Source organism: Sinorhizobium sp. BJ1 (assembly GCF_002531555.1).
In the GTDB taxonomy this organism is placed as follows: domain Bacteria; phylum Pseudomonadota; class Alphaproteobacteria; order Rhizobiales; family Rhizobiaceae; genus Sinorhizobium; species Sinorhizobium fredii_B.
The window spans coordinates 151,693-176,034 of sequence record NZ_NWTH01000008.1 but is presented as its reverse complement, the minus strand read 5'-3'; the positions used below and the strand labels follow the sequence as shown (position 1 = coordinate 176,034).

Sequence of the window (24,342 nt, the reverse complement as noted above, 5' to 3'; positions counted from 1 at the left end):
TTCTCTCGTTATTTGACCGCGCCGGCCATCAGCCCGCGCATGTAGTATCGTTGCAGCAGCAGGAAGACGATGAGGCAGGGTACGACCATGACGGCGACCCCCGCCTGCACGGCGCCCCAATTGATCGCCCCAAGCCGGCCGGCGCGCACGGCCATCATCAGCACCGGCAGCGTGTAGTTCTCGTTGCTGGAGAGCAGCACGAGGGCCGCGAGAAACTCGTTCCAGGCATTGAGGAAGGCAAAAATCGACACCGTCGCGACGCCGGGCATGACCAGCGGCAACAGCACCCGAACCAGCAGCTTCAGGTCGCGCGCGCCGTCGATGCGGGCCGCCTCCTCGATCTCCTTCGGCACCGCGTCGAAAGCGTTGCGCATCATGAAGACCGAGAACGGCAGCTGCAGCGTGACATAGACGAGCATCAGGCCGAACAGCGAATTGTTGAGCCCCAGCCGCGCCAGGATGATGAACAGCGGCGTCAGGATCGACTGGAACGGAATCATCAGCGTCGCGATGATCAGCACAAACAGCGCGTTCTTCAACGGAAAGCGGTAGCGCGAGAAGCCATAGCCGGCAAGCACGCTCACGACGACGGTCAAGACCACAGTCCCGAGCGACACCACCAGCGAATTCATCGTGTGCTGCAGGACGCCGGAGCCGAAGCCGTCGAGGATGCGATAGGCATCGAAGCTGACGCCCGAGACCGGCCATGGCGGCAGCGGCGGCAAGCCGGATTCGCTGCTCGGCCGAAACGATGCCAAGAAGCCGATGACGAACGGCGCCAGGAAGAAGAAGGCTGTGCCGATGCCGATCCCGTGATAGGCGATCCGATCGCGCAGCGCCTTGCGGGCGCGGAGTTCGCGGCGCGTCCTCATGGCCTCTCATCCCCCACCTTGAGCAGCCAGAGCTGGAAGATGCTGATGGCGACGAGGATTGCGAGCAACGCGATCGAAAGTGCCGCGCCGTAGCCCAGATTGAAGGACACGAAGGACTGGATGAAGATGTAATAGACGACGGAGATCATCCGGTTTTGCGGACCGCCGCTGGTCATGATGTAGAACTGGTCGAAGGCAAGGATGGAGCCGGTCACCGACAGGATCAGCGCCAGTGCCATGGTTCGTCGCATCAGCGGCAGGGTCAGATAGCGGAAGCGTTGCCAACGGCGGGCGCCGTCGATACGGGCGGCCTCGGTCAGTTCCGCCGGTATCGCCTGGAGCCCTGTCAGCAGAATGATCATGGTGAAGCCGGCAATCTTCCAGACAACCATGACAATGATGGTCAGGAAGGCCGTATCGAAACCGGCAAGCAGGTTGATGCGGCCATTGGTCAGCCCGAGCCATTGCATAAGCGGGGCAAAGAGGCCGCTGTCGACATTGGCGAGCCAGACCCAGAGCAGCGAGGCCGAGGCCAGCCCGACGACGACCGGCAGAAAGATGATCGTTCGATAGGCCGAAACCAGCGGCCGCTGTTTTTCGACGAAAATCGCCAGTGGAAAGGCCACGGCGAAGATCGCGAGGGTGACGATGATCGTATAATGTGCCGTAAAGCCGAGCGCCGTCATGAAGCGTGCGTCGCTTACCATGCGCACATAGTTGCCGAAGCCGATCCAGGCCGGCTTTCCGAGCAATGGCCATTTGTGCAGGCTCATCCAGACGGTGAAGAGCACCGGCAGGACAAAGAACACCGTGACCAGCGCCATCGCGGGTGCGATGTAGAGTAGGCCGCGCCAGCCGGAACGCTTCCTCTTGCGGCGACGCGGCGACGGGGATGCGATGCCCGAGATCGTCATAGATGATTTCTTCGATCCTGTTCCGAATGCTGGAAGGGCAAGGCGCCCTTCCAGCGTTAAGGGCTACTGGCCCGCGCCGATGATCGACTGCATCTCGGATTGAGCATTCGAGAAGGCGCCGTCGACGTCATCGCCGTAAATCGCTGCATTGATGAAGGTGGCCCAGGGGCCGTTCGAGCTGTTGATCAGGTCGTTGAACTGCAGCGTATAGGGCGTCTTTGCGACCGCGATGGCCTCGATGCCGACCTTGAGGCGCGGATCCAACCCTTCGAGAACCTCACCGGCGATGTCGCCGCGAGTCGGCAGGCTGCCGTATTTCGCCATGATCTTCTGGCCCTCCATCGAATAGGTGAATTCGAGGAACTTCTTGACCGTCTCCAGCTTCGGCGTTCCCTTGGTGACGACGAAATTGTCGCCGCCGGCAAAAGACGAGGGCTTGCCGTCGACACCCGGGATCAGCGTGACGCCGAAGTCAATCTCCGGATGCTGGGTGACGAGCGTGCCGATGGCGAAGGCACCGATGCTCTGCTGGCCGATCTTGCCGTTGGTGAAGGTCAGGAAATTGACGCCGTTGTCGCTCGCGGAACCGGCGGGAACCGTGTCCTTGGCGACGAGATTGCGGTAGATGTCGACCGCCTTGCGCATCTGAGGCGTGTCGAGCGTCGCCTTCTTGCTGTCGGCGGAGAGGATGTCTGCCCCCGCCCCCCAGACCAGCGGCGTGAAGGTGAAGATCATGCAGCCGCCGCAGCCGCCGCCGGAGAAGTAGAAGCCGTAGGTGTCGCCGCCAAGCGCGCGGATCTTCTCGGCGTTGGCCGTAATCTCCTCCCAGGTCTTCGGCGCTTTTTCCGGATCGAGGCCGGCCTTGCGGTAGAGCTCCTTGTTCCAGGCGAGAATCGAGGTCTCGACCGAAAGCGGCAGACCGTAGATCTTGTCCTGATAGGTGCCGAGCTTGACATGCGACGGCGAGAGCGCGTTGAAATAAGGGAGCGATTTCGCCCATTCGCTCAGGTCTTCGAGTTGCCCGGCGGCGGCGAAGGCCGGCGTGTAGATCAGGTCGAGCGATAGCGCATCCGGCGCCTGTCCGCCGGCGATGGCGGTGGCGTATTTCTGCACAAGCTCTGAAAAGGGAACTTCGGTCAGTTCCACCTTGTCCTCACCGGCAGCATTGTAGGCTTTGACGACTTCCTTGAAGGAGTCGCCGATGCCGGAGCGAACCCACATGCTGATCGTTTCGGCGGAAGCAACGGAGAGCCCCAGCCCGTAGGCGAGCGTCGTTGCGGCAAGCAATCTCTTCAACACTTTCCATTCCTCCTCTTGATTGGAGCCGCATGCACGCGAGCTCCCTCCTCCTCGTTCAGTCGCACTCGGTCAGCCGCGCTTAGGCAGGCGTACCGGCCCCACCACAGGATTGCCGGACGACAAGCTTGCAGGGCAGCTTGCGCAAGCCCGGCTCGGCCGTCCTACCCTCCGCAAGGGCAAGCACCATCAACCCGGCCTCCCTGCCGAGTTCCTTCAAATTCATGTCGATCGTCGTCAGCGGCGGGCGCGTCTGCTCGGCAAGGATTTCCCAATTGTCGAAGCCGATGACGGAGACGTCGTCCGGGACCTTGACGCCGCGCTCTCGAAGCGCGTCGATCACGCCGCGAGCAATCTGGTCGTTCCCGCAGAAGATGCCGTCCGGCAGCCTTTCACCAGCGCTCCACAGTTCGGCGATGGCCTCGTGGCCCCAGCGCTCGGACCAGACGCCGTAAAGGACGGGCGCATCCCCGCCCGCCTCCTTCGCGAAGGCGCAGGCGCGCTCGCGCACGGAAACGAAATCCTCGGGCCCGGTGATATGCACCAGGCTGCGGCGGCCGATCTTCTTGAGCCAGGCCGCGGCAAGAGCCGCGCCGTGGGCATCGTCGGCCGTGAATGTCACGCTTTCCGGCGCCCCGGCAGTAAAGGCATAGACGACTGGCACCGGCAGGCCAGCGAGATCGACCGGGAGAGACCTGTCGATCCGCTTGCCTGTCGCGATGATGCCGTCCACCTGCTTGTCCAGCATGGCATCGACATGGACCTTGCCGAGGGCAGGATCGTCTTCGATTGCACAGAGGAAGACTGAGACGCCGTGGTCGACCAAAGCCTCCGAAACACCCGCCATGACGGGCAGAGTGAAACGGCCATAGGTGTCATTGGTCAGAAGCCCGATGGTGAACGACCGGCTGGAGAGCAGCCCCCGCGCCAGCGCGTTCGGCCGGAAGCCGATTTCGGCGGCCATCCGCTTGATCCGCGCCCGCGTCTCGGCGGCCATGCGGCCGTTGTCGTTCAACGCCTTCGACACTGTCGAGACGCTGACGCCCGCCACTCGCGCCAGGTCGTGAATCGTCACGCGCCCGCTTCTGGATCGCTGTGTCGTCAAATCGGTCTCCCACCCTAAAGCGTGTGTGAGAAAACCTTTTCGCATGGAGGATGTCAATATGAGAAAACGTTTTCTCATGCTGCTGACGTTTGTGACTTTCCTGAGCGATCGTAGTGAATACCCGGCAGTAAAACTTCGTTGCGCCGCTTGCTTCCGCTTCCGCCCACGACGCACCACATTTCCGAGCAAGGCATTGTCGGCCCGGGTGGGTTCGTGCTCCGACGCTTCATCGGCGCAAAGCGAAACCGTTGCGAACTGGTGGTTGGGCCTTTCCTTCCGCTTTTACTCCCATAGGTAAAGCTTCGTAAGCCAACGCAACGGAGCGGAAATACATGTCCTTACTGATCAGCGTGCTCGTGACATTTCTCGTCGTCATCCTGGTGCTTTACCTCGTCAATCGGCTTCCGCTGGACGGACGCACCAAGCAAATCGTCCAGGCCATCGTGATCATTATCGGCGTGTTGTCGTTGCTGAGATATCTTGCGGTATTCTAGCTTGGCCGCCCTTTGGCCTGAACAGCCCGTCATGGGCCCGCGAGTTCGGATCGGTGTCCGTCGCCCATCCAATATTGACTTCCGTACCGCGTGTCGCTCGGGCGAACGACACCGCAGAATACACTGTCGCAGTTCGCCAACGCCACTCGCAATAAATAGAATCAAGCAATTGGTTGCGAATCACCCTGTTCAAGGGTGATTATGGGCTGTGTTCACTGATCTCTGATTGCAAAGCAGACTGGCCGCTCCAATAATCGAGTCGAGACCGTCAACCAAAGATGGTCTCCAGTGTCGGAGGAACTATTCAATGAACAGAAACGTGATCATCGGTATCATAGTGGTCGCGATCGTCATCCTCGCGGTAATCTTCCTGATGCCGGGTGGCACCGAACAGACAGCCGAAACGCCCCCGGCGCCGGCTCCAACAGAACCCGCCCCCGCGCCTGCGGCACCAGAACCCGCACCCGCAACGCCCGCACCCGCGACACCGGAACCCACTACTCCGGCGCCCGCTACGCCCGCGCCTACTACGCCGGCCCCCGCTACGCCCGCGCAATAGACCGCCGGCCACCGTTCTGGAAGCCTCGCGCCCGCCAGGGCGCGAGTGCTTGTTTCTTTGGCTTCTCCACCAGAGGACAAGAGAGTTGCGCTTGCGTCGCCGATGTCCTCGCGAGCGCTGCGACCTGTCAGTCCGTCACGATGTGGATGCCCAGCATATGGATGGTCTCCGGCGGCCGCTCTGTTTCGAGGGGATAATCCTCGATGCTGCCGCCTCTTCCCCATCGCGCGGCAAGGCTCATCAGTTCTTCCTGTTCCTTCCTGAGCCTATGCCAGGCAAGGATATCGTCGGCATGGACGGCGTTCAGCCGCGGATCGTAGAAGCGGTCGATTTCTTCACCGGCATCCTTGCGGGCGGCCTCCATCCGCTGCTTCAACGCGTTCGCCTCGTCCTTCAACAGAAAATAGCGGCGCATCACGGCAATCAGCGCAAGATCGTTCGGACTGGCGTTCAAGAGCGTTCCTCCGCGTTGTTGCTGACAACCATTTCGCCGGGAGGCATTCCCGGCTCGCCGTGGCCTTCGCCCGAAACTGTGACGCTTTTCCGGCAAAAAATGCAGAAGCAAAATCTCTCTCGCATGGACCCAGGATGGCTTCGGCATCACGCCAGCGGATCCGACGGGAGAATGCGACGCCGGCACTTTCCGCCTTGACCTGTGCTGTGGCAAGCATATCCGCGGCGTGCGGGATCGCCATGCCTCGGGGTAAAACAAAGACGGCCCGGCATGGATTGCCGGGCCGTCCCATTCCTATGGTGGCGATAAAACTTACGCCCGCAGCCGCCCGTCCGGCTCGCCCGCCAAAGTCTCCCCTTGCGCCTCGCGCCGGTTGTGGCGAATCGACGACCAGAGCGAAAGGCCGATGAGACCCGCGCCGCCAAGTCCGGTGATGACCTCGGGAATATGCATAAACGTCTGGAAATACATCACCACCGAGAGGATCAGGATCGCATAGAAGGCGCCATGCTCCAGGTAACGATATTCGCTGAGCGTTCCCTTTTCGACCAGCATCACGGTCATCGAGCGGACATACATCGCGCCGATGCCGAGGCCGATAGCGATGATGAACAGGTTCTGGGTCAGGGCGAAGGCGCCGATGACGCCGTCAAAGGAGAAGCTGGCATCGAGCACTTCCAGATAGAGGAAGGCGCCGAAACCGCCTCTAGCCGCAGCGCTCATGGTCTGCTCCGTGGCGTCCAGCAGGCCGCCGACGATCTCGACGACGAGGAACGTCAGCAGCCCGTAAACGGCCGCATGGACGAAGGCGACCGCCTCATCTCCCTCGAGCAAGGTCGAGAAGCCGAGAATAAGCGCCAGCACAAAGGCGATCTCGACGCCCCTGATGGTCGCAAAACGCGCCATCTTGCGCTCGAGCCAGGCGATCCAGTGCACGTCTTTCTCATGGTCGAAGAAATAATTGAGACCGACCATCATCAGGAACGTTCCGCCGAAAGCGGCGATCGGCAGGTGCGCATCGTGCATGATGCGGGCATATTCCTCTGGACGGGCCGCAGCGAGGATGATCGCGTCGATGGGGCCGATATTTGCCGCGATCACCACGATCAACAGCGGAAAGACGATGCGCATGCCGAAGACAGCGATGAGGATACCCCAGGTGAGGAACCGCTGCTGCCAGACCGGCGTCATGTCCTTGAGCTTGTTGGCGTTGACGATGGCATTGTCGAAAGACAAGGAGATTTCGAGAACAGCGAGCACGGCACAGACAAAGAAGACCGTCATCATGCCGCTGAGGGTACCGGTCGATTGCCAACCGACCCAGGCGCCGAGAACGAGACCGGCAGCGGTGGTGAGAAAGGCCCATTTGAAGTAATCAAGTGTGCCTGTTTGCGAGCGCGGCTGTGTCATTGGCGAATCTCCTCTGCCCGCGAGCTCGTCGCCTTTGCGAAAGGGAGATTGTTGGAAACAAAAGAACGCACGGCCGAACGGCCACATGCGTGGAGCATGAGTTGAATTGTCATGGTAGCGTTTTTCCGCCGGCTGATTTGCTGGCGGTACCGACATCACGAGAGCGCCGTAAAAACTCTCGCCAGAGGGGCCCGGCACCAATGTTCCTCCCGCGATCCGATGTCTGAGAGCGGGAGCTTTTCTTTACTTAGCGAGATCGGGCTTCGCGTCAAGAGTTCACCTCGTCTCTCGCACGTGCACGGGGCGTGTTATCGCCATTTGCGCGGGAACCAAAAGCCGGCTCCAACAGTTTGATTTCCAGCGGTAAACCAGTGGTGAGGCAAGGCATCATGCACTGTTTCTGGTGGGAAAAGAGCGTCGAATTGGAGCTCGGTGAAATGGGCGGATATCGCGCCGTGAAGAGTACGCGGGAGGCCGTCGAATGCCTGCTGTTGCGTTGGCCGCAGCGCGATGGCCGCGCGCTTGCCGCCGCCAAACGGACTTGCCTCCAGGCACTGGACGGCAAGATCAAGACCGAGAAAGCCCGCAGGGCCTTCATCAAGGCGGCGGAGGAGGCCCACATCTCGATTCGCAGTCAATAGAAGCGCATAGTCTCAGGCGCTACGTGTAAGAGCGTCGCACAGGCAGTTCGGGACGCAGAGGAGCACCTGCAGCGCCGCGCGTCTAAACGCACAAAGGCTTTTCAAATGTTCCTTATCCTTGGATCGGCTCCGGTTTAAAAAACATGCAGGAGGGGCGAAAGGACAGCCATGCTTGAGATTCCATGGAACGAGCCCGTCAACCTCAACATGCTGGACGGCAAGTGCCGCACCGTCATTGGGCCGCTCGACGCGATGAAATGCCTGCAAAGCGAATGGCCGGTGCGGCATGGTGCCTATTACGGCTGCGCCGTGCGTGCATGCAACGCGGCGCTGAGGCACCGGAAGAGACCCGAGGACGCCCGCGCCGCTTTCCTTGCCGCTTCCCGCGAGGCCTTCCTGACGATCGTCACCGGGACGGTGCAGGACAGCGGTGGCAATGCACATCCGCGCTTGGAGTGAACGTGGCTGGGCGGCATGGGCCGCCTTCTCCTGCCCCTGATCTCCCTGCTGGCGACGCAATCGCCACATTGTCACAGGGAACTCTTTTTTGGTTTCAGGCATTTACAGCGAGCCGACGTGAAGCGGTTTGCCGCTTCGGCACCGGAACAATTCGATGATCATCGCAATGCATGGGACGGGTCTCTCGCATGGTGAACAATTTCAGCAGATTCTCCACGGCGGTCGCAGAATATTCCGGCAGGCCGGTCACTTTTGTGATCGCGGTTGCAACGGTCGCTCTCTGGGGCATGACCGGACCGTTCTTCGATTTTTCCGAGACATGGCAGCTCATCATCAACACCGGCACGACGATCGTGACCTTTCTGATGGTCTTCGTTCTCCAGAATTCGCAGAATCGCGACGGCACCGCGCTCCAGGCGAAGCTGGATGAGCTTATCCTGACGAGTGAGGCCGAAAACCGTTTCATCGGCATTGAAAAACTCGATGATCGGGAGTTGAAGCGCCTCAGCGAAATCTTGAGGGAGCACGCGGCGAGCGAGGACGATCAGGCGCTGCACAGGAAGATCTCCAAGGCAGCCGGGCGAAAGCCGCGACGGGCCGAGGCCCGGTAGCTGGCGGGCCTAGTCGGTGGAACTAAAAACAACACGTGGCCGTTTGCCTGAAAGGCAAAGCACCACAGGAAACGCAAACCGGCTTCCGCTCGGTCGATGATGTCAACATTCGACCCGCGCCTGGAAGCGCGACCAGGAGGATAAGCATATGCACGTTGTCGGCACGCAGGTTATTCCGGAACAGGGCGGCAGGGCCGGTTTTACGGTTGAATTCGTCGGTGAGGGAGGTGAGATCGTATCGGTATCCCTACGCAACGACGCCTGCCGCAGCCTCAACCGCATGAATGCGGTGGAGCGGGCGAAGGAGGTGATGATGGAACTCGCCACCACCGAGACCACCGTTCTCGAGAACGGCGAGGCTCCGGAAGGCCAACCGAATATGCGCCGCAGCGCTCGCTTCAACAAGGATACCGACGAGATGGAACGGCAGCTCGACGAGGGGCTCGAGGACAGCTTCCCGGCCAGCGATCCCGTTTCGGTGACGGCTTCCACGATTCCGACAGACCGCGCGAAAAAGCACTAGCCATGGTCGGCCGCTCGTCTGTCGCGCTCGTCACCGGCGCGGGATCCGGCATCGGCAGGGCTACGGCACTTATGCTCGCCGCAAGAGGCGCCAAAGTAGGCCTGCTGGGGCGTAGGCGGCCCGAACTCGACCAGGTTGCCGCCCAAATCAGCGCCGAGGGCGGGCAGGCGCTCGTCCTTGAGGCAGACGTTTCCGAGGAGACGCCGATGCGCGAAGCGGTGGACGAACTCGTCTCTGTGTTCGGTGGTCTAGACATCGTCGTCGCAAATGCCGGCATCAACGGCGTTTGGGCGCCAATCGACGATCTGAAGCCGTTCGAATGGGACGAGACGATTGCCGTCAATCTGCGCGGCACCTTTCTCACCCTGCACACGACGGTCCCTCATCTGAAACAAAACGGCGGCGGGGCCATCGTGGTCGTCTCTTCGATCAACGGGACACGTACCTTCACGACGCCGGGCGCCACAGCCTACACGGCCACCAAGGCCGCCCAGGTCGCCATGGTCCAGCAACTGGCTCTGGAGCTGGCAAAGCACCAGATCCGGGTCAATGCCGTCTGTCCGGGGGAAATCGACACCAGCATTGCAGAGAATACGAGCCTTCGCCACGAGCAGGAAACCGCGATACCGGTCGAGTGGCCGGATGGACAGGTTCCGATTACCGGCGGCGAGCCCGGACGCAGCGAGGACGTCGCAGAAGTCATCCGCTTCCTCGTCTCGGACGATGCGCGGCACATAACCGGCAGCCCTGTCTGGGTCGACGGCGGCCAGGGGCTGCTGCGCTAGAGTCCTGCCACACTACTGCAGTTTCCTTAAAATTGTTGCCGATTTAAAATATGCAGCGATTCAGAGTGCTACAGTTGTCCAAAAGAAGCCCCGCCGGGGTGGCGGGGCCATTATCCGCATCAGCACTATGGAACGCCCGGATCCGTAGGGGCTTGCGGAGAGGGAACTATTCCGCGCGTTCCGTTGGCCAAACTGGAAGCGCACCGAATTGTTCCCGGCAATGGGAAATAATCGTGGTCTCCGTTAGCGGACAAGCCGGAGCACAGGGACGGGACGAAGGAATCGTTAACTATCTTGCCGATAGAGCTTTCCCGGAAGGCGAGTGCGGGGTGATTCGATGGAAGTTGAAGTAAGCGAGCGGACGAGTGTGTTCAAAGCCGGCGGGATCGTCGCATTTCCGCTCGAGGCGCGCGCCGGCGAGATCGATCGCTGCGCCCGGGAGCTCGATCGGCTCCATGGAAGCGCCGCTCTGCAATTCTGGAAAGCAGAGTGCCGGAAGCTTGCCGATGAGCTTGCGCAGTTGGGCCTGGGGGAAGACGAAATCCGCAGCCAGGTCCTCGCGTTCCAGGCGGAAGTCCAGGCCGCCATCGCGCGCCGTTACGAGCCGCCTGCCGCCGGGCGAAACCGTTCCGACAGCAGGACGTGATGATCATCGACAGGATTGCCTGAAACGCCCGATCGCGCGCCTTCATTCACCTGTCCAGCTATGGACGGCGAACTGGGCCTCCTCGGCCGCCTTGATGAACGCAGCGCGTGCGACATCCGGCTCGTCCTGCCCGTCAATCACGCGGTCACAGGCGGCGAGCGCCGCACTCCTCGCGCTCCCGTCGCCATCCGGCACCGGCCAATGGTTCTTGAGGCAAAGAAACGCATCGCGCGTGCTTTGCACACGAAGCACACGGTTCGGTGCCTCCAGGATCACCACTTCACTCCACAGTCGGTCCTGCGTCAGGCCGGGCATGGCGACATTCCTTCAAGCTGCTCGTTTGCCGGTTCCTGGCGGGACATGCCATCAAGCACGAGGCCACCGAGTTCCGGGCTGACGCGAATGATGTCCGCCAGCGCGATGATACCGGCAGCGTGGCGCTTTTCGTCTACCACAACGAGCTGCCGTATCCTCAGATCGTGCATCTTCTGAGCGGCGAGCAGGATGCTGTCTCCTTCTTCGCAGGATTCAGCCGCCACCGTCATGAATTCGAACACCGCCGTCGATGTCGATCGTCCTTGGGAAACGACCGAGGTAAGGATGTCGCGATCGGTGACGATCCCGAGGATCGTCCCCACTCCCGGAACCTCCACCGGCAATGCGCCCACTCCGGTCTCCTTCATCAACCGCGCCACGGACTGTGCCGTGTCCGTCGGCGAAACTGTATAGATCTGGCGAGACATCACGTCGCGGACGCGAATCGCCTTTTCCTCATGGCCGGCCATCTATGAGGCTCCTACCGTTGACCGAGGCCGGCACCGCGATTTCTTCGTCTGGCGATTTCTTTAAGGTGAGATCGACCTGGTGCGGCACGGTGACCTGGGGTTGCCATGAGTTCCGTGGCGCCTTCTTTGTAGGATTTGGATTTTCAGGCGGCCGGGCAAACCTCGGACGCATTTTCTTCGCTCGTTGTCGCACGATTCAATCCCTTCTGTTGACGTGGACCTGCGCGGCTGCAACCGCGGGCTTGTTGTTAACGCGCGAACAGGGAGTGCGGTTCCCCACAATTGGTTGGCTTTGCTGACTACGCCGTTCGAGGAGCGTCTGGATCCAGCGCAGCTCGCATCGCAGCCGCCCGCAGGATGGCGGTAATCTCCGCCGTCATCGCGTTTTGTCTCGCGAAGGCCTCAGAGGGAACGATCCCCGGATCTTCTTCATGATCCTGGACGATGCGGGTCTCGTCGAGGACGCGGTTGATCTCCGGCCACACATCCTCGTGGCGCGCGAGAGCCGAGAGAACGGCGATCAGAATCTCCCGGTGGGCTGCCAGCTGAAATTCCGCATTCTCCATCGTCGCCTCACTGCGGTGGCGTAGAAGGACAAGAAAAGCGGCATGGAGGCAGTTCCGCCATGCCGCGCTCTTCGAATTACTGGACGACCTCCACCACCGCGCGGGTCTTAGGATTTATGACAACTCGTTTCTCGTTCACGATCGCGTAGGCAAAATCCGGCTGATCGGGAATCGTATGGATCTCGACGGTTTCCGGCAGGGGCTGCCCCACGACGATCTCCCCCTCAAAAGCCACGGACGGCGTCTTCTGCTCCATTACATAGGTTCTGACCTCGCCCGGCAGCACAACGGTCGTTTGAGCGATCGCCGATACGGGGAGCATGAGGGCGGCACAAATCAAGGCAAACTTCTTCATGGTTTTCTCCTTCCTAAGGCCTACCCAACCGGGAACGGAGGCATTTGGTTCCCGCGGGCGTTTTGGCCGTTCAAGTGCCAAACAGGGAAGTCCGTGACCTCGGCTGAGGCGGAGCGACGCAGAAGAAGCGGCAGAAAGCGCTTGGCGGACGGGCGATATCAGCGCAGTGCCGGTGTCAACCGCCGTGAATTGTCTGCCTTCTAGGAACCAAAACCGCGGACAGGCATTTTCCTTCGCGTCACCAAAAATACTCACGGCCAGAAGGGCGATAGTCGATATGCCTGCCACCGCCGGTCACGCGTCGCAGCCATCACCACACATTGAAGAGCAGGTCGTCGACCTGATACCGGCATTGCGGGCCTTTGCCCGGACCTTCACGTCGGCGTCATTCGAGGCTGACGATCTGGTGCAGGAAACCCTGCTACGCGCCCTGCGCAGCATCGATCAGTTCGCGCCGGGTACGAGCCTCAAGTCCTGGCTGTTCACGATCATGCGCAATGCTTTCCGCACGCAATACAAGATCCGCACCCGGGAAGGCCCGGGAAGCACCAACTGTGCGGAATTGCCGATCCCGACAGCTCCCTCCCAGGAGTGGTGTGTGCTCAACGGCGAGCTTCGGACGGCCTTGGGTTGCCTTTCTCCCGAGCACCGCGAAGTTCTGGTGCTCGTCGCCGGTTTCGGGATGAGCTACAAAGAGGCCGCCGACATTTGCGATTGTGCGATCGGAACGATCAAGAGCCGACTAAGCCGCGCGCGCGATGAATTGACCGTGCAAATGCACGGGAACCCCTTGAACTAGAGGATCACTGCGCGCCTACAGCGCCGCGCGTCCAGACGCGCAAAGGTCGCTGTAGCACTTTGAATTGCTGCATGTATCCTTAGATCGGCGACGATCTAAGGATACATGCAGTAGGCCCGGTCACTTCCTGCGCGTGTTGAGCGCTTCCTGCAACTGCTGCGCCAGTTCAAGCAGACGTTGCGGCACCGCCTCCTTCTCGATCTTGCCCAACAGGAATGCGATCCGCTCCTCGACGGCCATGTCTGCGTCCGCATCTGCACGGGCTTTGGGTTCGCTCATTCGTCCGTCCTTCTTACCGGGGTGCCAAACTTAAAATATGGTCCCCGGTTCCTGGTGTAAATCACCAAAACGAAGCCGACACGAAAACCCTATCCCCTTGAATTCGGCACGTCTTTGCCGCCAGCGGCGTAGACGGTCCTTCACCCTCCGAAGGTTCGCGGCGCTTGAATGGGAGCAGCAAATTGGGCTCCTTTGCGGCGCCTTCAAGACTTCGAAACGTGTTCCTTCTTACCCTTGCGCTTGGTCGACGCCATTTCCTCGAGCTCCTTCTCGCTCATGGACTCGGCCATGCCCTTGGAGGCTCCCTTGAGTTCGCTTTTCTTCATGTCGCCGCGCTTGGCCGCGAGTGCGGCGCCGGCTGCCTTTTGCTGTGCCTTCGATTTTGCAGGCATCTTTCTTCCTCCGCTCAAGCGACGGCACGGCCCGGAAGACCCGCCGATCTTGCGACATTCCGCTCCGGCTATCGATGATATCGAGGCCCTCGGAACCGGCGAGATCGAATTATGTTCCGCGACCGGTGACTGGCTTAGGAGATGTTTTATTCGAGCTCGGTGAGGCTCGTCGCCAGGATCTTGTCTATCCGTCTGCCGTCCATGTCGACGATCTCGAACCGCCAGCCATCGAACTCGAAACACTCGCCGGCATCGGGCAGATGCCCGAGGATGTGCAGCGCGAAACCCGCGATCGTGTGATAGCCGCCATCCTGCGGCCGCTCGTGCAGCTTCAGCCTGTCGAAAGCGTCATGGGCCGGCATCATGCCGTCGATCAGCAGAGACCCGTCCTCGCGTTCTACCACCGCCCGCTCTTCCGCCTCCAGATCCGGCAGCTCGCCGGCGATCGCCTCCAGGAGGTCCGTCTGCGTGACGATCCCTTCGAGGCTTCCATATTCGTCGACGATCGTTGCGAGGCGAACAGGCGCGGACTTGAACCGCTCGAGAACGCGGAAGACCGGCGTTGCCTCGTGGAGGATCAACGGTTCGCGAATGACGCCGAAGGGGTTCACCGACTTGCCGTCGAGCAATTGATCGAGCAGGTCCTTCTTCAGCACCATGCCGATCGGCTCGTCGATATTGCCTCTGCCGATCAGCAATTGCTCGTGCCGACAATCCCGGATGGTCCTGAGAACATCCGCCGGCGGGTCGTCGGCATCGATCCAGTCGACGTCGACGCGCGGCGTCATGAAATCGGAAATACGGCGATCGCCAATGCTGAAGATGCGTTGCACAAGTTCCTGCTGGGCTTCATCGAGGAGCCCGGCTTGATGGCTTTCCGCAACGATGAGCTTCAGTTCCGCGGGCGAGTGCAGCGAGGCCTCACCCGCTCCCGGACTCAAGCCAGCGAGGCGCAGAACGAGATTGCCAAGGCCATTCAGCACCAGGATTGCCGGTCGGAGCAGAAACAGGAACAGACCAAGCGGCCGGACGACTGCAAGCGCCGTACCCTCGCTGCGCTGCAGCGCCAGGCTCTTCGGCGCCAATTCACCGAGCACGATATGAAGCGCGGTGATGATCACAAAGGAGATCACCGAGGCAATGGCATGCGATCCGGCCACGACCCAGAACTGCGGCAGCACCGCCAGCAAGGGTTCGATCAGATGGGCGAGCGCCGGCTCGCCAATCCATCCTAGGGCGAGCGACGAGATGGTGATGCCGAGCTGCGTCGCGGCGAGATTTGCGTCCAGATTGTCGACGGCGTGCCGAAGCGCGCTCGCATTCATGCGTTTCTGCGTCACCAGTTCCGCGACGCGGCTGCGCCGGACCGAGACCAGCGAGAATTCGGCCGCGACGAAGAACCCGTTCGCGGCCACGAGCAAGAACACCGCCATGATTCCGAAGAAATCGAACAGGCTACTGTCAGGGTTCGGCATGTTCTCCTCTCGGCCCGAGCGGCCAGCCGTTTTCACCGAACAGGGAGTTTAACACGCTGTTTAGGCGGGCATGCCGTCAAATCGCCAAGCACAACACCTCTCTCCGAAACCTCGCAAGGTGCGGCCAAGGCGAATGCCCATCGGAGCCAATGTCCTGACCCTAGTCGTTATTGATCTCGAGAGTCTTGCTGAAGATCAGCGCGGCGATCGTGCAGAGCGCGCCGGAAAGCAGATAGTAGCCTGCAAAACTCAAACCGAAACGGCTGGTCAGACCCAGCGCCACCAGCGGCGCGAAGCCCGCACCGATCAGCCACGACAGGTCCGAGGTGAGCGCGGCACCGGTGTAACGATAGGCCCTGCCGAAGCGCGACGCGACAGCACCGGCCGCCTGGCCGAAAGACAGGCCGAGGAGGCTGAAGCCGACGATCACGAAGGCATTCCTGCCGGTGGCACCGGCCTCGAGCAGCATCGGGGCGATAAAGCTGAAAATCGCGATCAACACGGCGCAGACGCCGAGGTGGTAACGGCGGCCGATGCGATCCGCGACGAGCCCCGAGGCGACGATGGCCAGGATCCCGCAGATCGCGCCCAGGAACTGCACGATCAGGAACGAGCTCGCGCCATGATCCGTGTAGATCTCCACCCAGCCGAGTGGAAACACGGTGACGAGATGGAAGAGCGCAAAGCTGGCAAGCGGCACAAAGGCCCCGATGAGCACGTTGCGCCCATGCAGTCGCAGCACTTCGGTGACCTGCCTTGCCTGCAACTCGTGCTCTTCCAGCAAGGTCCCGAATTCCTTCGTCATCACAAGGCGCAGCCGCGTAAAGAGCGCCACGACATTGATCGCGAAGGCGACGAAGAACGGGTAGCGCCATCCCCAGCTGAGGAAATCGGCCTCGGAAAGCGACATCAGGAAAAAGGCAAAGAGCGCACTTGCCAGCATGAAGCCGATCGGCGCACCGAGTTGTGGGATCATCGCGTACCAGCCGCGGTGGTGCTGCGGGGCGTTGAGCGCGAGCAGCGAAGCGAGACCGTCCCAGGCGCCGCCGAGTGCGAATCCCTGCCCCAGCCGAAAGATCGCCAGCAGGAGTATCGACCACGCCCCGAGCGTTTCATAGCCCGGAAGAAAAGCGATCGAAGCGGTCGAGCCGCCGAGAAGGAAGAGCGCGATCGTCAGTTTGACGCCGCGGCCGTAGGTCCGGTCGATCGCCATGAAAACAAGGGAGCCGACCGGCCGGGCGATGAAGGCCAGGGCGAAGATGGCGAAGGAATAAAGCGTCGCGGTCAGCCGGTCGGGTGCGAAGGGAAAGAAAAGCTGCGGGAAGACGACGACCGAGGCAATGCCATAGACGAAGAAGTCGAAGAATTCGGCGGCACGCCCGATAACGACGCCGATCGCGATGTTACCCGCCGATACCGGCCTATCGTCGTGAATGCGCCGCGCGTCACGCTCCATCGAAGAAGACGACGGGCCTAGGGACTGTTGCGTCACACTGTTCATGAAAGGCCTCCCACCACTCGGAGCCGCTTTGCCCGGCGCCCCTCAGAGGGGATGTTGATCAATCATCCGATCATATCAAGTGTTGAATTGCGAAATTGCGGCTTGCCGTAGTAAAAATTCCGCTCTTCCGGGACAGACTAACCGGCAGCCGACGTACCCCGACTTCACGCCGCAATGCACAAGATTGCTGCGGTGCGACTAAAAACCTCATACCGTTCGAACCACTCCTACTTTAGTCGCAGGGCGGTCGTCATCAGAAAGGGCTCAGAGTCGTGCCAGCATTTCTGAAGTTTATCCGCCGCATCACCCTCTTGCCGCCGCTCTTGCTGCTTGCGGGCTGTGACTTGGTGGTCATGGCTCCCTCCGGCGACGTCGCCGCGCAGCAGCGCGATCTCATCGTCATATCGACGGTCCTCATGCTGCTGATCATCGTGCCGGTGATCTTCCTGACGCTTTTCTTCGCGTGGCGCTATCGCGGCTCGAACACGACCGCAACTTACGATCCCGATTGGCATCATTCGACGGCGCTCGAAGTGGTGATCTGGTCGGCGCCGCTCACCATCATCATTGCGCTCGGCGCCGTCACCTGGATCAGCACGCACAAGCTCGACCCCTACCGCCCGCTCGATCGGCTGGATTCCGAGCGCGCGCTGCCGGCGGACGTCAAGCCGCTCACCGTCGAGGTCGTGGCGCTCGACTGGAAATGGCTGTTCTTCTATCCCGAGCAGGGGATCGCGACGGTCAACGAGCTCGCAGCACCTGTGGACGTACCGGTCAAGTTCAAGATCACCGCCTCCTCGATGATGAACTCGTTCTATATCCCGGCGCTTGCCGGCCAGATCTACGCAATGCCGGGCATGGAGACGAAGCTTCACGCGGTGATCAACAAGCCGGGCGACTATGAGGGCTTCTCCGCCAACTATAGCGGCGACGGCTTCTCGCACATGCGCTTCAAGTTTCACGGGGTCGACCGGCAGGGTTTCGACGACTGGGTGGCGCGCGTGAAGGCGCAAGGCACCGCGCTCAACCGCGACGCCTATTTGAAGCTCGAAAAGCCGAGCGAGCGGGAACCGGTCCGTTACTTCGCCACTGTCGAGGCGGGCCTGTACGAGACGATCCTCAACCTGTGCGCCACGCCGGGCAAGATGTGCATGCATGAAATGATGCACATCGATGCGATGGGCGGCGGCGGCAAGGAGAGTGCCGGGAACCGAGAAAAACTCGAATACGACAACAGGCACGCCCTCGAAGAGGGAGCTGGTGCCGCGACTTTTCCGGCCACGGGAACGCCCGCGCGCAGCCAGGAGGAACCGCAGGGTACCAATGGCGCCAACGTACCGATCCAGCACGACAGGCCCGGGATGGGAGGACACGAGGGACACTCGACCCCGGGCATGCACGAGGGCGGCGATCCGGCACCGGCGCAGCTCAGAAACTGAACGCTGGCGCGCTAGCGTCGCAAAGACACCAACGAACGGGTTTTTCCATGTTCTCCGATCCAGATCTCCTGAAGTTCGTCTTTGGCCGACTGACCCTCGAGGCGATCCCCTATCACGAGCCGATCCTCGTCGCGACATTCCTCGCCGTCGCCGTCGGCGGCATCGCGCTCGTCGGTCTGATCACCTATTACCGGTTCTGGGGAGCGCTCTGGCGCGACTGGCTGACCAGCGTCGACCACAAGAAGATCGGCATCATGTATGTCATCCTGGCGCTGGTGATGCTTTTGCGCGGCTTCGCCGACGCGATCATGATGCGCCTGCAGCAGGCAATGGCCTTCGGCGGCTCGGAGGGCTACCTGCCGCCGCATCACTACGACCAGATCTTCACCGCACATGGCGTCATCATGATCTTCTTCATGGCCATGCCGTTCGTCACCGGGCTGATGAACTTCGTCGTGCCGCTGCAGATCGGCGCCCGCGACGTGTCCTTCCCTTTCCTCAACAATTTCAGTTTCTGGATGACGACCGCCGGGGCGATCATCATCATGCTGTCGCTCTTCGTCGGCGAATTCGCCCGCACCGGCTGGCTCGCCTATCCGCCGCTCTCCGGCGCCGACTATAGTCCGGGCGTCGGCGTCGATTATTACATTTGGGGACTGCAGGTCGCCGGCATCGGCACGACGCTGTCCGGCATCAATCTCATCGCCACCATCGTGAAGATGCGCGCGCCGGGCATGACGATGATGAAGATGCCCGTCTTCACCTGGACGTCGCTATGCACCAACGTGCTGATCGTCGCGACCTTTCCGGTTCTGACGGCGACGCTCGCGCTGCTGTCGCTCGACCGCTACGTCGGCACGAACTTCTTCACCAACGACCTCGGCGGCAATCCGATGATGTATGTGAACCTCATCTGGATCTGGGGCCACCCGGAGGTCTACATCCTCGTTCTCCCAGCCTTCGGCATCTTCTCGGAAGTCGTCGCCACCTTCTGCGGCAAGCGGCTCTTCGGCTACGCCTCGATGGTCTATGCGACGGTCGTCATCACCATCCTCTCCTATATCGTCTGGCTGCATCACTTCTTCACCATGGGCTCGGGCGCCAGCGTCAACGCCTTCTTCGGCATCACGACGATGATCATCTCGATCCCGACCGGCGCGAAGATGTTCAACTGGCTCTTCACCATGTATCGCGGCCGCATCCGCTACGAGGTGCCGATGCTGTGGACGGTCGGCTTCATGGTGACCTTCGTCATCGGCGGCATGACCGGCGTCCTGCTCGCCGTGCCGCCGGCCGATTTCGTGCTGCACAACTCGCTGTTCCTCATCGCCCATTTCCACAACGTCATCATCGGCGGCGTCGTCTTCGGGCTGATGGCCGGCATCGTCTACTGGTTCCCGAAGGCCTTCGGCTTCAGGCTCGATCCGTTCTGGGGCAAGATGTCCTTCTGGTTCTGGCTGATCGGCTTCTACTTCGCCTTCATGCCGCTCTACGTGCTCGGCCTGATGGGCGTCACCCGCCGCGTCAGCCAGTTCGAGGATCCGTCGCTGCAGATCTGGTTCCTAATCGCCGCCTTCGGCGCCTTCCTGATCGCGCTCGGCATCCTGTCCATGCTCATCCAGCTCGTCGTCAGTTTCGTCAAGCGCGAGGAATTGCGCGACACGACAGGCGATCCGTGGGATGCCCGCACGCTCGAATGGTCGACCTCTTCGCCGCCGCCGGACTACAATTTCGCCTTCACGCCTGTCGTCCACGACCAGGATTCCTGGTGGGACATGAAGAAGCGCGGCCACAACCGTCCGCTCGCCGGCTTCAAGCCGATCCACATGCCGAAGAACACCGGCACCGGCGTCATCCTCGGCGCGATCAGCGTCGCCTTCGCTTTCGGGATGATCTGGTATATGTGGTGGCTCGCCGGGCTCTCCTTCCTCGCCATGATCGCGATCGCGATCGGCCACACCTTCAACTACGACCGCGACTTCTATATCCCGGCCGAGGTTGTCGTCGAAACGGAGGGCAAGCGCACCGAAATGCTTGCCAGCGAGGTGTAGGATCATGACCGAGCTTACCGACCACGCCCTACACGAAGGCCCGGCGCCGACCTTCTACCTGCAGGAAGAGCATCACCCTGAAGGGAGCACGATGCTCGGCTTCTGGCTCTACCTGATGAGCGACTGCCTGATCTTCGCAGTGCTCTTCGCCACACACGCCGTCCTCGGCCGCAACTATGCCGCCGGCCCGTCGCCGGCCGACCTCTTCGATCTGCCGCTCGTCGCCGTGAACACCTCGATGCTGCTCTTCTCGTCGATCACCTATGGCTTCGCCATGCTGGAAATGGAGAAGGCCAACAGGAAGGCGACGCTTGTCTGGATGGCCGTCACCGCCCTGTTCGGGATCGCCTTCGTCGGGCTCGAACTCTACGAGTTTGCGCACATGATCCACGAAGGCGCCGGGCCGCAGCGCAGCGCCTTTTTGTCTTCCTTCTTCACGCTCGTCGGCACCCACGGCCTTCACGTGACGTCGGGCATCGTCTGGATGTTCGTGCTGATGGCTCAGGTGACAAAACATGGCCTGATCCTGGAGAACAAACGCCGGTTGATGTGCCTGTCGATGTTCTGGCACTTTCTCGACGTGGTGTGGATCGGCGTCTTTTCCTTCGTCTATCTGATGGGAGTTCTCGGATGAGCACGCACGCACCTTCGCATGAGGATGCATTTGAGGCCCATCATGGCCATAGCCACGGCCACGAGGCCGGTCACGGTACGCTCAAAAGCTATATGACGGGCTTCGTCCTCTCCGTCATCCTGACCGCCATTCCCTTCTGGCTGGTGATGGCCGACGTCCTTGACAGTCCGGTCCTGACCGCGGTCATCATCATGGCGCTCGGCGCCGTCCAGATCGTCGTGCACATGATCTTCTTCCTGCACATGAACACCCGATCGGAAGGTGGCTGGACGATGATGGCGCTGATCTTCACCATCGTCCTCGTCGCCATTGCGTTATCCGGCTCGATCTGGGTCATGCATCATCTCAACGTGAACATGATGTCGATGAGCCCGGAGGTGATGAAGAACATGCCGTGACAAAGCGGCTTCAGCTTCCCCCCTCACCCCCCCTCTCCCCGCGAGCGGGGAGAGGGGGGCAAGAACGGCGCGGCATATCCCTTCTCCCCGCCTGCGGGGAGAAGGTGGCGGCGGCCGGTTGAGGGGCGGCACTGATCCAAGCCGCATGCATTTTGACCTCCCCTTTTCAATCGGCGACACGCAATGAGCAATCCCGAAACCGCGCCTCCCCCGCGCTCCCGGCTGTCGCTCGCGATCCTGAGCGTTATCGGACTTCTTCTGATCGTCGGTCTGCTGGCACTCGGCACATGGCAGGTCAAACGTCACTACTGGAAACTCGATCTGATCGCCCGGGTCGAGGAACGCATCCATGCAGCGCCCGTCCCCCCACCGTCTCGAAGCGACTGGGCGAATGTCGGCGCGGCGCGCGACGAATACCGACGAGTGCAGGCCCGTGGCCACTTCCTTCACGACAAGGAAACGCTGGTCTATGCCGCGACCGAACTCGGCGCCGGATACTGGGTGATGACGCCGCTGGCGCTCGGCGATGGCCCGACCGTGCTCGTCAATCGCGGCTTCGTGCCGACCGAGAGGCGCGCCCCGGCGACTCGGTCACCGGGGCAAGTATCGGGCGAGACGGAGGTCATCGGTCTCATGCGGATGGACGAGCCGGAAGGCTCGCTGCTGCGTTCGAACAAGCCTCAGGAGGAGCGCTGGTACTCCCGTGATGTCGGCGCAATCGCCGCGGCCCGCGGCCTTCCCGACGTGGCGCCCTACTTCGTCGATGCCGATGCCACGCCCAACCCCGGCGGCCTTCCTGTCGGCGGGCTGACGCGCGTCGTCTTTTCCAAAAACCACCTCGTCTACGCGATTACCTGGTACTGCCTGGCTGCAATGGTCGGCGGTATGATGATCCCTGTCTGGCGGTCCGGGCGAAGCCATGCGGAAGGCTAAGCCACCCGCATCAAGCCTCGAACGTCAATTGACGGAATTGAGGGTCATCGACGTGCCGGCGGCCGCAACGTTCAGTCCGAGCTGCCCGGTGACGCTGACCGTCTGGAGATGAATGGAACCGGAGGTGCCGCCGACGAGCACATTGGCGCCCACGCCGGCGCCGATGGTTGCCTCGGCGGTCGCGCCCTTGTAGAGCCCGCTGAGGGACCCGTGATGGTAACCGGCCGTCGGCGCGAATACCGCCCAGAGCAGCCGGCTGCGCATGGTAAAGCCGATATCGACGCCGAGCTTGCGGATCTCGCCGGTATAGCGATCTTCGATCTCATCGCCCCCGAGCGAGCGGAAGACGCATTCGATCTCCTTCGACGAGCCTAAAACATAGCCGGCGCCACCGCCGATATCGCATTCGAGATAACCGATCTTGACGCCGTCCTGGTCGTCCAGCACGGGCGGCGGCGCGGGCTCCCGGTAGGGCGTAAGGTCGGCCGCATGGGCAGTCATGCCGGCGAGAGACAGCGACGCTGCGGAAAGAGCCGCGACAAGATTCGTTTTCATGCAAACTCCCTTCTCGGACCGGCGGTCAGGCTCGCCAATCCGACAATACATTCAGCAATGGGTGGCCCGCATCGCAGAAGATGGACGACGCGCGCGTGTAAGACCGCGGCACAGTTCAACTCCATTGAGACAATTCGGGGGCGTGTTTGTGGCCGTCACCAGCTTTTTGCGTGTATCTATTGCGGCCCGAAGCGCGTACGTCTTCCCGGGAAAGCTTCTATCCCCCGTTCACAAGATCGAGGATGAGCTGGTGAATATTGCCGCCGTCGCTGAGTTCCACGCGGTCGAAATCTCGGCTCTGCTGGCGCTGCGCATTGGAGAGCGCCCCGAGCCGCTTCGTCATCTCCTTTTTGATCTTGCGGCATTGCGGGTCGCCGGGAACCGTGAGCCCCACGGTGGCGGCCTCGATCTTTCTCACCATCTCCTTGATGAAATCGCCATGCACCAGTTCGTGCTTGTGCACCCCGGCGATGAAGGCTTCCCAAAGTTCCCCGACGGCGCCCGGCAAGGGCTTGGCCGGTTTCGGTAGGGTGTAGGTGATGGCAAGCTTCGGCAGCGCCGAAACGAGAACGCAGGCATCGCCCTGAGCCTCGTATTTTCGCGACCAGGTGAGCTTGAAACTGGTATGTGCGATGGCGCGCGTGGGTCCAAGCTTCGGACCGCGCTCGCCGATCGAGGCATAGAGTTCCGGACCGGATTGGCCGGCGATTGTGTAGCTCTGCACCTTCTCGACTGCCTGCCAGTCCGCATTGGCTGCCGACGGTTGAAATGCCAGACAGGCAAGTAGATGAAAAAATCGACGGCCTCTCGTCACGCGAATATCCCCGACCGACCTCAGTTGATTGCGGCCGGAAACTAATGGGCACGCGTCTGGCTTTCAATGACCGATTTCGCGCCAGCCGCTCAAACGCTGCTCAAGAGAAGGCTGGTTTCGCTGTTGGCCACGCCATCGATCATCCGCACCTCGCGCAGGATGCGGTCGAATTCGGAAAGGTTCGCGGCGCGTATATTTGCAACCAGATCCCAATTGCCGTTGGTCGTATGCAGCGAGTGGATTTCGGGGATGCCGCGCAGCTTGCGGATGACCTGGGTCGTCGATTTCCCGACGACCTCGATCATCATCACCGCCTGTACGGTGTTGAGGTCGTAGTCCTCGCGGATGCGCACGGTGAACCCCATCAGCGTTCCGGTTTCGGTCAGCCGGTCCAGCCGGTTCTGCACCGTGCCGCGCGCGACGCCGAGCGCGTCTGACAATTTGGACAGCGAAGCTCGGCCGTCGACGCGCAGGTGAGCGATGATCCGGCGGTCCAGATCATCCGGCGTATACTTCGCAATGCCCGTAGCTCTCGATGTCATGGTAAAATTGTGCAATCTAGCTGTCAAAACTGATCAATCTCGTGACGAAAATAGC

The 24,342-nt window shown here is 61.3% G+C and carries 30 protein-coding genes; 13 read left to right on the top strand and 17 right to left on the bottom strand.

Features of this window, described 5'->3' with window-relative positions:
* Positions 1-8 precede the first annotated feature (8 nt).
* The 4 genes from CO676_RS14090 to CO676_RS14075 all read right to left on the bottom strand — a co-directional run bounded on the left by CO676_RS14090 (position 9) and on the right by CO676_RS14075 (position 4,187).
* Positions 9-872, bottom strand: coding sequence for a carbohydrate ABC transporter permease (locus CO676_RS14090; RefSeq protein ID WP_097521508.1), 864 nt, complete (start codon positions 870-872; stop codon positions 9-11).
* A complete protein-coding gene (locus tag CO676_RS14085; RefSeq protein WP_097521507.1) occupies positions 869-1,786 on the bottom strand; it encodes a sugar ABC transporter permease in 918 nt (305 codons plus the stop codon). Before CO676_RS14085 ends, CO676_RS14090 begins: the two co-directional genes overlap by 4 nt.
* A 63-nt stretch (positions 1,787-1,849) precedes the next feature.
* Positions 1,850-3,085 carry a sugar ABC transporter substrate-binding protein gene (locus CO676_RS14080; RefSeq protein WP_097521506.1) on the bottom strand — a complete coding sequence of 412 codons (1,236 nt, stop codon included), beginning with the start codon at positions 3,083-3,085 and terminating at the stop codon, positions 1,850-1,852.
* Between the two features lie 79 nt (positions 3,086-3,164).
* Positions 3,165-4,187 carry a LacI family DNA-binding transcriptional regulator gene (locus CO676_RS14075; RefSeq protein WP_097521505.1) on the bottom strand — a complete coding sequence of 341 codons (1,023 nt, stop codon included), beginning with the start codon at positions 4,185-4,187 and terminating at the stop codon, positions 3,165-3,167.
* A gap of 332 nt (positions 4,188-4,519) precedes the next feature.
* On the opposite strand from CO676_RS14075, the gene CO676_RS14070 reads away from it, so the two are divergent.
* Complete coding sequence (locus tag CO676_RS14070) at positions 4,520-4,681, top strand: Thivi_2564 family membrane protein (protein ID WP_014331478.1); 162 nt, start codon at positions 4,520-4,522, stop codon at positions 4,679-4,681.
* A 686-nt stretch (positions 4,682-5,367) separates the two neighbouring features.
* On the opposite strand, the gene CO676_RS14060 is transcribed toward CO676_RS14070, so the two are convergent.
* Positions 5,368-5,694: a hypothetical protein gene (locus tag CO676_RS14060; protein ID WP_097521503.1), complete on the bottom strand. Its 327-nt coding sequence runs from the start codon at positions 5,692-5,694 to the stop codon at positions 5,368-5,370.
* 312 nt (positions 5,695-6,006) lie between these two features.
* Positions 6,007-7,104, bottom strand: coding sequence for a DUF475 domain-containing protein (locus CO676_RS14055; RefSeq protein WP_097521592.1), 1,098 nt, complete (start codon positions 7,102-7,104; stop codon positions 6,007-6,009).
* 389 nt (positions 7,105-7,493) lie between these two features.
* Here CO676_RS14055 and CO676_RS14050 point away from each other — a divergent pair, with 389 nt between their 5' ends.
* From CO676_RS14050 to CO676_RS14025, 6 genes are all read left to right on the top strand, one after another.
* Positions 7,494-7,745 (top strand): DUF982 domain-containing protein, encoded by a 252-nt coding sequence (locus tag CO676_RS14050; RefSeq protein ID WP_097521502.1) that lies wholly within the window; start codon positions 7,494-7,496, stop codon positions 7,743-7,745.
* A gap of 168 nt (positions 7,746-7,913) precedes the next feature.
* Positions 7,914-8,204 (top strand): DUF982 domain-containing protein, encoded by a 291-nt coding sequence (locus CO676_RS14045; protein WP_097521501.1) that lies wholly within the window; start codon positions 7,914-7,916, stop codon positions 8,202-8,204.
* A gap of 188 nt (positions 8,205-8,392) precedes the next feature.
* Positions 8,393-8,815 carry a low affinity iron permease family protein gene (locus CO676_RS14040; RefSeq protein ID WP_097521591.1) on the top strand — a complete coding sequence of 141 codons (423 nt, stop codon included), beginning with the start codon at positions 8,393-8,395 and terminating at the stop codon, positions 8,813-8,815.
* Positions 8,816-8,963: 148 nt separating this feature from the next.
* Positions 8,964-9,338: a hypothetical protein gene (locus CO676_RS14035; protein WP_097521500.1), complete on the top strand. Its 375-nt coding sequence runs from the start codon at positions 8,964-8,966 to the stop codon at positions 9,336-9,338.
* Positions 9,339-9,340: 2 nt separating this feature from the next.
* Positions 9,341-10,123: an SDR family NAD(P)-dependent oxidoreductase gene (locus CO676_RS14030; protein WP_097521499.1), complete on the top strand. Its 783-nt coding sequence runs from the start codon at positions 9,341-9,343 to the stop codon at positions 10,121-10,123.
* A gap of 337 nt (positions 10,124-10,460) precedes the next feature.
* Positions 10,461-10,769, top strand: coding sequence for a DUF6074 family protein (locus CO676_RS14025; RefSeq protein WP_097521498.1), 309 nt, complete (start codon positions 10,461-10,463; stop codon positions 10,767-10,769).
* 42 nt (positions 10,770-10,811) lie between these two features.
* Here CO676_RS14025 and CO676_RS14020 read toward each other — a convergent pair whose 3' ends face one another.
* The 4 genes from CO676_RS14020 to CO676_RS14000 all read right to left on the bottom strand — a co-directional run bounded on the left by CO676_RS14020 (position 10,812) and on the right by CO676_RS14000 (position 12,475).
* Entirely contained in the window at positions 10,812-11,084 is a 273-nt protein-coding gene (locus CO676_RS14020) for a DUF982 domain-containing protein (protein ID WP_097521497.1), read from the bottom strand.
* Positions 11,072-11,554: a CBS domain-containing protein gene (locus tag CO676_RS14015; RefSeq protein WP_014762193.1), complete on the bottom strand. Its 483-nt coding sequence runs from the start codon at positions 11,552-11,554 to the stop codon at positions 11,072-11,074. Before CO676_RS14015 ends, CO676_RS14020 begins: the two co-directional genes overlap by 13 nt.
* Positions 11,555-11,853: 299 nt before the next feature.
* A complete protein-coding gene (locus CO676_RS14005) occupies positions 11,854-12,120 on the bottom strand; it encodes a hypothetical protein (protein WP_097521495.1) in 267 nt (88 codons plus the stop codon).
* A 76-nt stretch (positions 12,121-12,196) separates the two neighbouring features.
* Positions 12,197-12,475, bottom strand: a complete 279-nt coding sequence (locus CO676_RS14000; RefSeq protein WP_097521494.1) for a DUF1236 domain-containing protein — start codon at positions 12,473-12,475, stop codon at positions 12,197-12,199.
* Between the two features lie 277 nt (positions 12,476-12,752).
* Here CO676_RS14000 and CO676_RS13995 point away from each other — a divergent pair, with 277 nt between their 5' ends.
* Positions 12,753-13,274, top strand: coding sequence for a sigma-70 family RNA polymerase sigma factor (locus CO676_RS13995; protein WP_097521493.1), 522 nt, complete (start codon positions 12,753-12,755; stop codon positions 13,272-13,274).
* A gap of 120 nt (positions 13,275-13,394) precedes the next feature.
* Here CO676_RS13995 and CO676_RS13990 read toward each other — a convergent pair whose 3' ends face one another.
* The 4 genes from CO676_RS13990 to CO676_RS13975 form a co-directional block, all read right to left on the bottom strand.
* Positions 13,395-13,553, bottom strand: a complete 159-nt coding sequence (locus tag CO676_RS13990; protein ID WP_097521492.1) for a hypothetical protein — start codon at positions 13,551-13,553, stop codon at positions 13,395-13,397.
* Between the two features lie 203 nt (positions 13,554-13,756).
* Positions 13,757-13,945, bottom strand: a complete 189-nt coding sequence (locus CO676_RS13985) for a DUF3008 family protein (protein ID WP_014762197.1) — start codon at positions 13,943-13,945, stop codon at positions 13,757-13,759.
* A gap of 146 nt (positions 13,946-14,091) precedes the next feature.
* Positions 14,092-15,420, bottom strand: coding sequence for a hemolysin family protein (locus CO676_RS13980; RefSeq protein WP_097521491.1), 1,329 nt, complete (start codon positions 15,418-15,420; stop codon positions 14,092-14,094).
* Positions 15,421-15,580: 160 nt separating this feature from the next.
* Positions 15,581-16,921, bottom strand: coding sequence for an MFS transporter (locus tag CO676_RS13975; protein WP_097521490.1), 1,341 nt, complete (start codon positions 16,919-16,921; stop codon positions 15,581-15,583).
* Between the two features lie 272 nt (positions 16,922-17,193).
* Between CO676_RS13975 and cyoA the strand changes: the two genes are divergently transcribed.
* The 5 genes from cyoA to CO676_RS13950 all read left to right on the top strand — a co-directional run bounded on the left by cyoA (position 17,194) and on the right by CO676_RS13950 (position 22,376).
* Positions 17,194-18,360 (top strand): ubiquinol oxidase subunit II, encoded by a 1,167-nt coding sequence (gene cyoA / locus CO676_RS13970; protein WP_097521489.1) that lies wholly within the window; start codon positions 17,194-17,196, stop codon positions 18,358-18,360.
* A gap of 47 nt (positions 18,361-18,407) precedes the next feature.
* Entirely contained in the window at positions 18,408-20,411 is a 2,004-nt protein-coding gene (gene cyoB / locus CO676_RS13965) for a cytochrome o ubiquinol oxidase subunit I (protein ID WP_097521488.1), read from the top strand.
* Positions 20,412-20,415: 4 nt separating this feature from the next.
* Positions 20,416-21,045, top strand: a complete 630-nt coding sequence (cyoC, locus tag CO676_RS13960) for a cytochrome o ubiquinol oxidase subunit III (RefSeq protein WP_097521487.1) — start codon at positions 20,416-20,418, stop codon at positions 21,043-21,045.
* A complete protein-coding gene (gene cyoD, locus CO676_RS13955) occupies positions 21,042-21,443 on the top strand; it encodes a cytochrome o ubiquinol oxidase subunit IV (RefSeq protein WP_097521486.1) in 402 nt (133 codons plus the stop codon). Before cyoC ends, cyoD begins: the two co-directional genes overlap by 4 nt.
* Before the next feature lie 183 nt (positions 21,444-21,626).
* Complete coding sequence (locus CO676_RS13950) at positions 21,627-22,376, top strand: SURF1 family protein (RefSeq protein ID WP_097521485.1); 750 nt, start codon at positions 21,627-21,629, stop codon at positions 22,374-22,376.
* Positions 22,377-22,400: 24 nt separating this feature from the next.
* Here the strand turns inward: CO676_RS13950 and CO676_RS13945 are convergent, their stop codons facing one another.
* From CO676_RS13945 to CO676_RS13935, 3 genes are all read right to left on the bottom strand, one after another.
* A complete protein-coding gene (locus tag CO676_RS13945; RefSeq protein WP_014762205.1) occupies positions 22,401-22,931 on the bottom strand; it encodes a DUF992 domain-containing protein in 531 nt (176 codons plus the stop codon).
* Positions 22,932-23,148: 217 nt separating this feature from the next.
* Entirely contained in the window at positions 23,149-23,745 is a 597-nt protein-coding gene (locus CO676_RS13940; protein WP_097521484.1) for a DUF922 domain-containing Zn-dependent protease, read from the bottom strand.
* An 89-nt stretch (positions 23,746-23,834) separates the two neighbouring features.
* Positions 23,835-24,287 (bottom strand): Lrp/AsnC family transcriptional regulator, encoded by a 453-nt coding sequence (locus CO676_RS13935; protein WP_014762207.1) that lies wholly within the window; start codon positions 24,285-24,287, stop codon positions 23,835-23,837.
* Positions 24,288-24,342 lie beyond the last annotated feature (55 nt).

Excerpts from the sequence above, each read along its gene's own strand:
- CO676_RS14090 (WP_097521508.1), bottom strand. The coding sequence starts at position 872 with ATGAGGACGCGCCGCGAACTCCGCGCCCGCAAGGCGCTGCGCGATCGG.
- CO676_RS14085 (WP_097521507.1), bottom strand. The coding sequence starts at position 1,786 with ATGACGATCTCGGGCATCGCATCCCCGTCGCCGCGTCGCCGCAAGAGG.
- CO676_RS14070 (WP_014331478.1), top strand. The coding sequence starts at position 4,520 with ATGTCCTTACTGATCAGCGTGCTCGTGACATTTCTCGTCGTCATCCTG.
- CO676_RS14055 (WP_097521592.1), bottom strand. The coding sequence starts at position 7,104 with ATGACACAGCCGCGCTCGCAAACAGGCACACTTGATTACTTCAAATGG.
- CO676_RS14050 (WP_097521502.1), top strand. The coding sequence starts at position 7,494 with ATGCACTGTTTCTGGTGGGAAAAGAGCGTCGAATTGGAGCTCGGTGAA.
- CO676_RS14045 (WP_097521501.1), top strand. The coding sequence starts at position 7,914 with ATGCTTGAGATTCCATGGAACGAGCCCGTCAACCTCAACATGCTGGAC.
- CO676_RS14040 (WP_097521591.1), top strand. The coding sequence starts at position 8,393 with ATGGTGAACAATTTCAGCAGATTCTCCACGGCGGTCGCAGAATATTCC.
- CO676_RS14035 (WP_097521500.1), top strand. The coding sequence starts at position 8,964 with ATGCACGTTGTCGGCACGCAGGTTATTCCGGAACAGGGCGGCAGGGCC.
- CO676_RS14030 (WP_097521499.1), top strand. The coding sequence starts at position 9,341 with ATGGTCGGCCGCTCGTCTGTCGCGCTCGTCACCGGCGCGGGATCCGGC.
- CO676_RS14025 (WP_097521498.1), top strand. The coding sequence starts at position 10,461 with ATGGAAGTTGAAGTAAGCGAGCGGACGAGTGTGTTCAAAGCCGGCGGG.
- CO676_RS14020 (WP_097521497.1), bottom strand. The coding sequence starts at position 11,084 with ATGCCCGGCCTGACGCAGGACCGACTGTGGAGTGAAGTGGTGATCCTG.
- CO676_RS14015 (WP_014762193.1), bottom strand. The coding sequence starts at position 11,554 with ATGGCCGGCCATGAGGAAAAGGCGATTCGCGTCCGCGACGTGATGTCT.
- CO676_RS14005 (WP_097521495.1), bottom strand. The coding sequence starts at position 12,120 with ATGGAGAATGCGGAATTTCAGCTGGCAGCCCACCGGGAGATTCTGATC.
- CO676_RS14000 (WP_097521494.1), bottom strand. The coding sequence starts at position 12,475 with ATGAAGAAGTTTGCCTTGATTTGTGCCGCCCTCATGCTCCCCGTATCG.
- CO676_RS13995 (WP_097521493.1), top strand. The coding sequence starts at position 12,753 with ATGCCTGCCACCGCCGGTCACGCGTCGCAGCCATCACCACACATTGAA.
- CO676_RS13990 (WP_097521492.1), bottom strand. The coding sequence starts at position 13,553 with ATGAGCGAACCCAAAGCCCGTGCAGATGCGGACGCAGACATGGCCGTC.
- CO676_RS13985 (WP_014762197.1), bottom strand. The coding sequence starts at position 13,945 with ATGCCTGCAAAATCGAAGGCACAGCAAAAGGCAGCCGGCGCCGCACTC.
- CO676_RS13980 (WP_097521491.1), bottom strand. The coding sequence starts at position 15,420 with ATGCCGAACCCTGACAGTAGCCTGTTCGATTTCTTCGGAATCATGGCG.
- CO676_RS13975 (WP_097521490.1), bottom strand. The coding sequence starts at position 16,921 with ATGAACAGTGTGACGCAACAGTCCCTAGGCCCGTCGTCTTCTTCGATG.
- cyoB (WP_097521488.1), top strand. The coding sequence starts at position 18,408 with ATGTTCTCCGATCCAGATCTCCTGAAGTTCGTCTTTGGCCGACTGACC.
- cyoC (WP_097521487.1), top strand. The coding sequence starts at position 20,416 with ATGACCGAGCTTACCGACCACGCCCTACACGAAGGCCCGGCGCCGACC.
- cyoD (WP_097521486.1), top strand. The coding sequence starts at position 21,042 with ATGAGCACGCACGCACCTTCGCATGAGGATGCATTTGAGGCCCATCAT.
- CO676_RS13950 (WP_097521485.1), top strand. The coding sequence starts at position 21,627 with ATGAGCAATCCCGAAACCGCGCCTCCCCCGCGCTCCCGGCTGTCGCTC.
- CO676_RS13945 (WP_014762205.1), bottom strand. The coding sequence starts at position 22,931 with ATGAAAACGAATCTTGTCGCGGCTCTTTCCGCAGCGTCGCTGTCTCTC.
- CO676_RS13935 (WP_014762207.1), bottom strand. The coding sequence starts at position 24,287 with ATGACATCGAGAGCTACGGGCATTGCGAAGTATACGCCGGATGATCTG.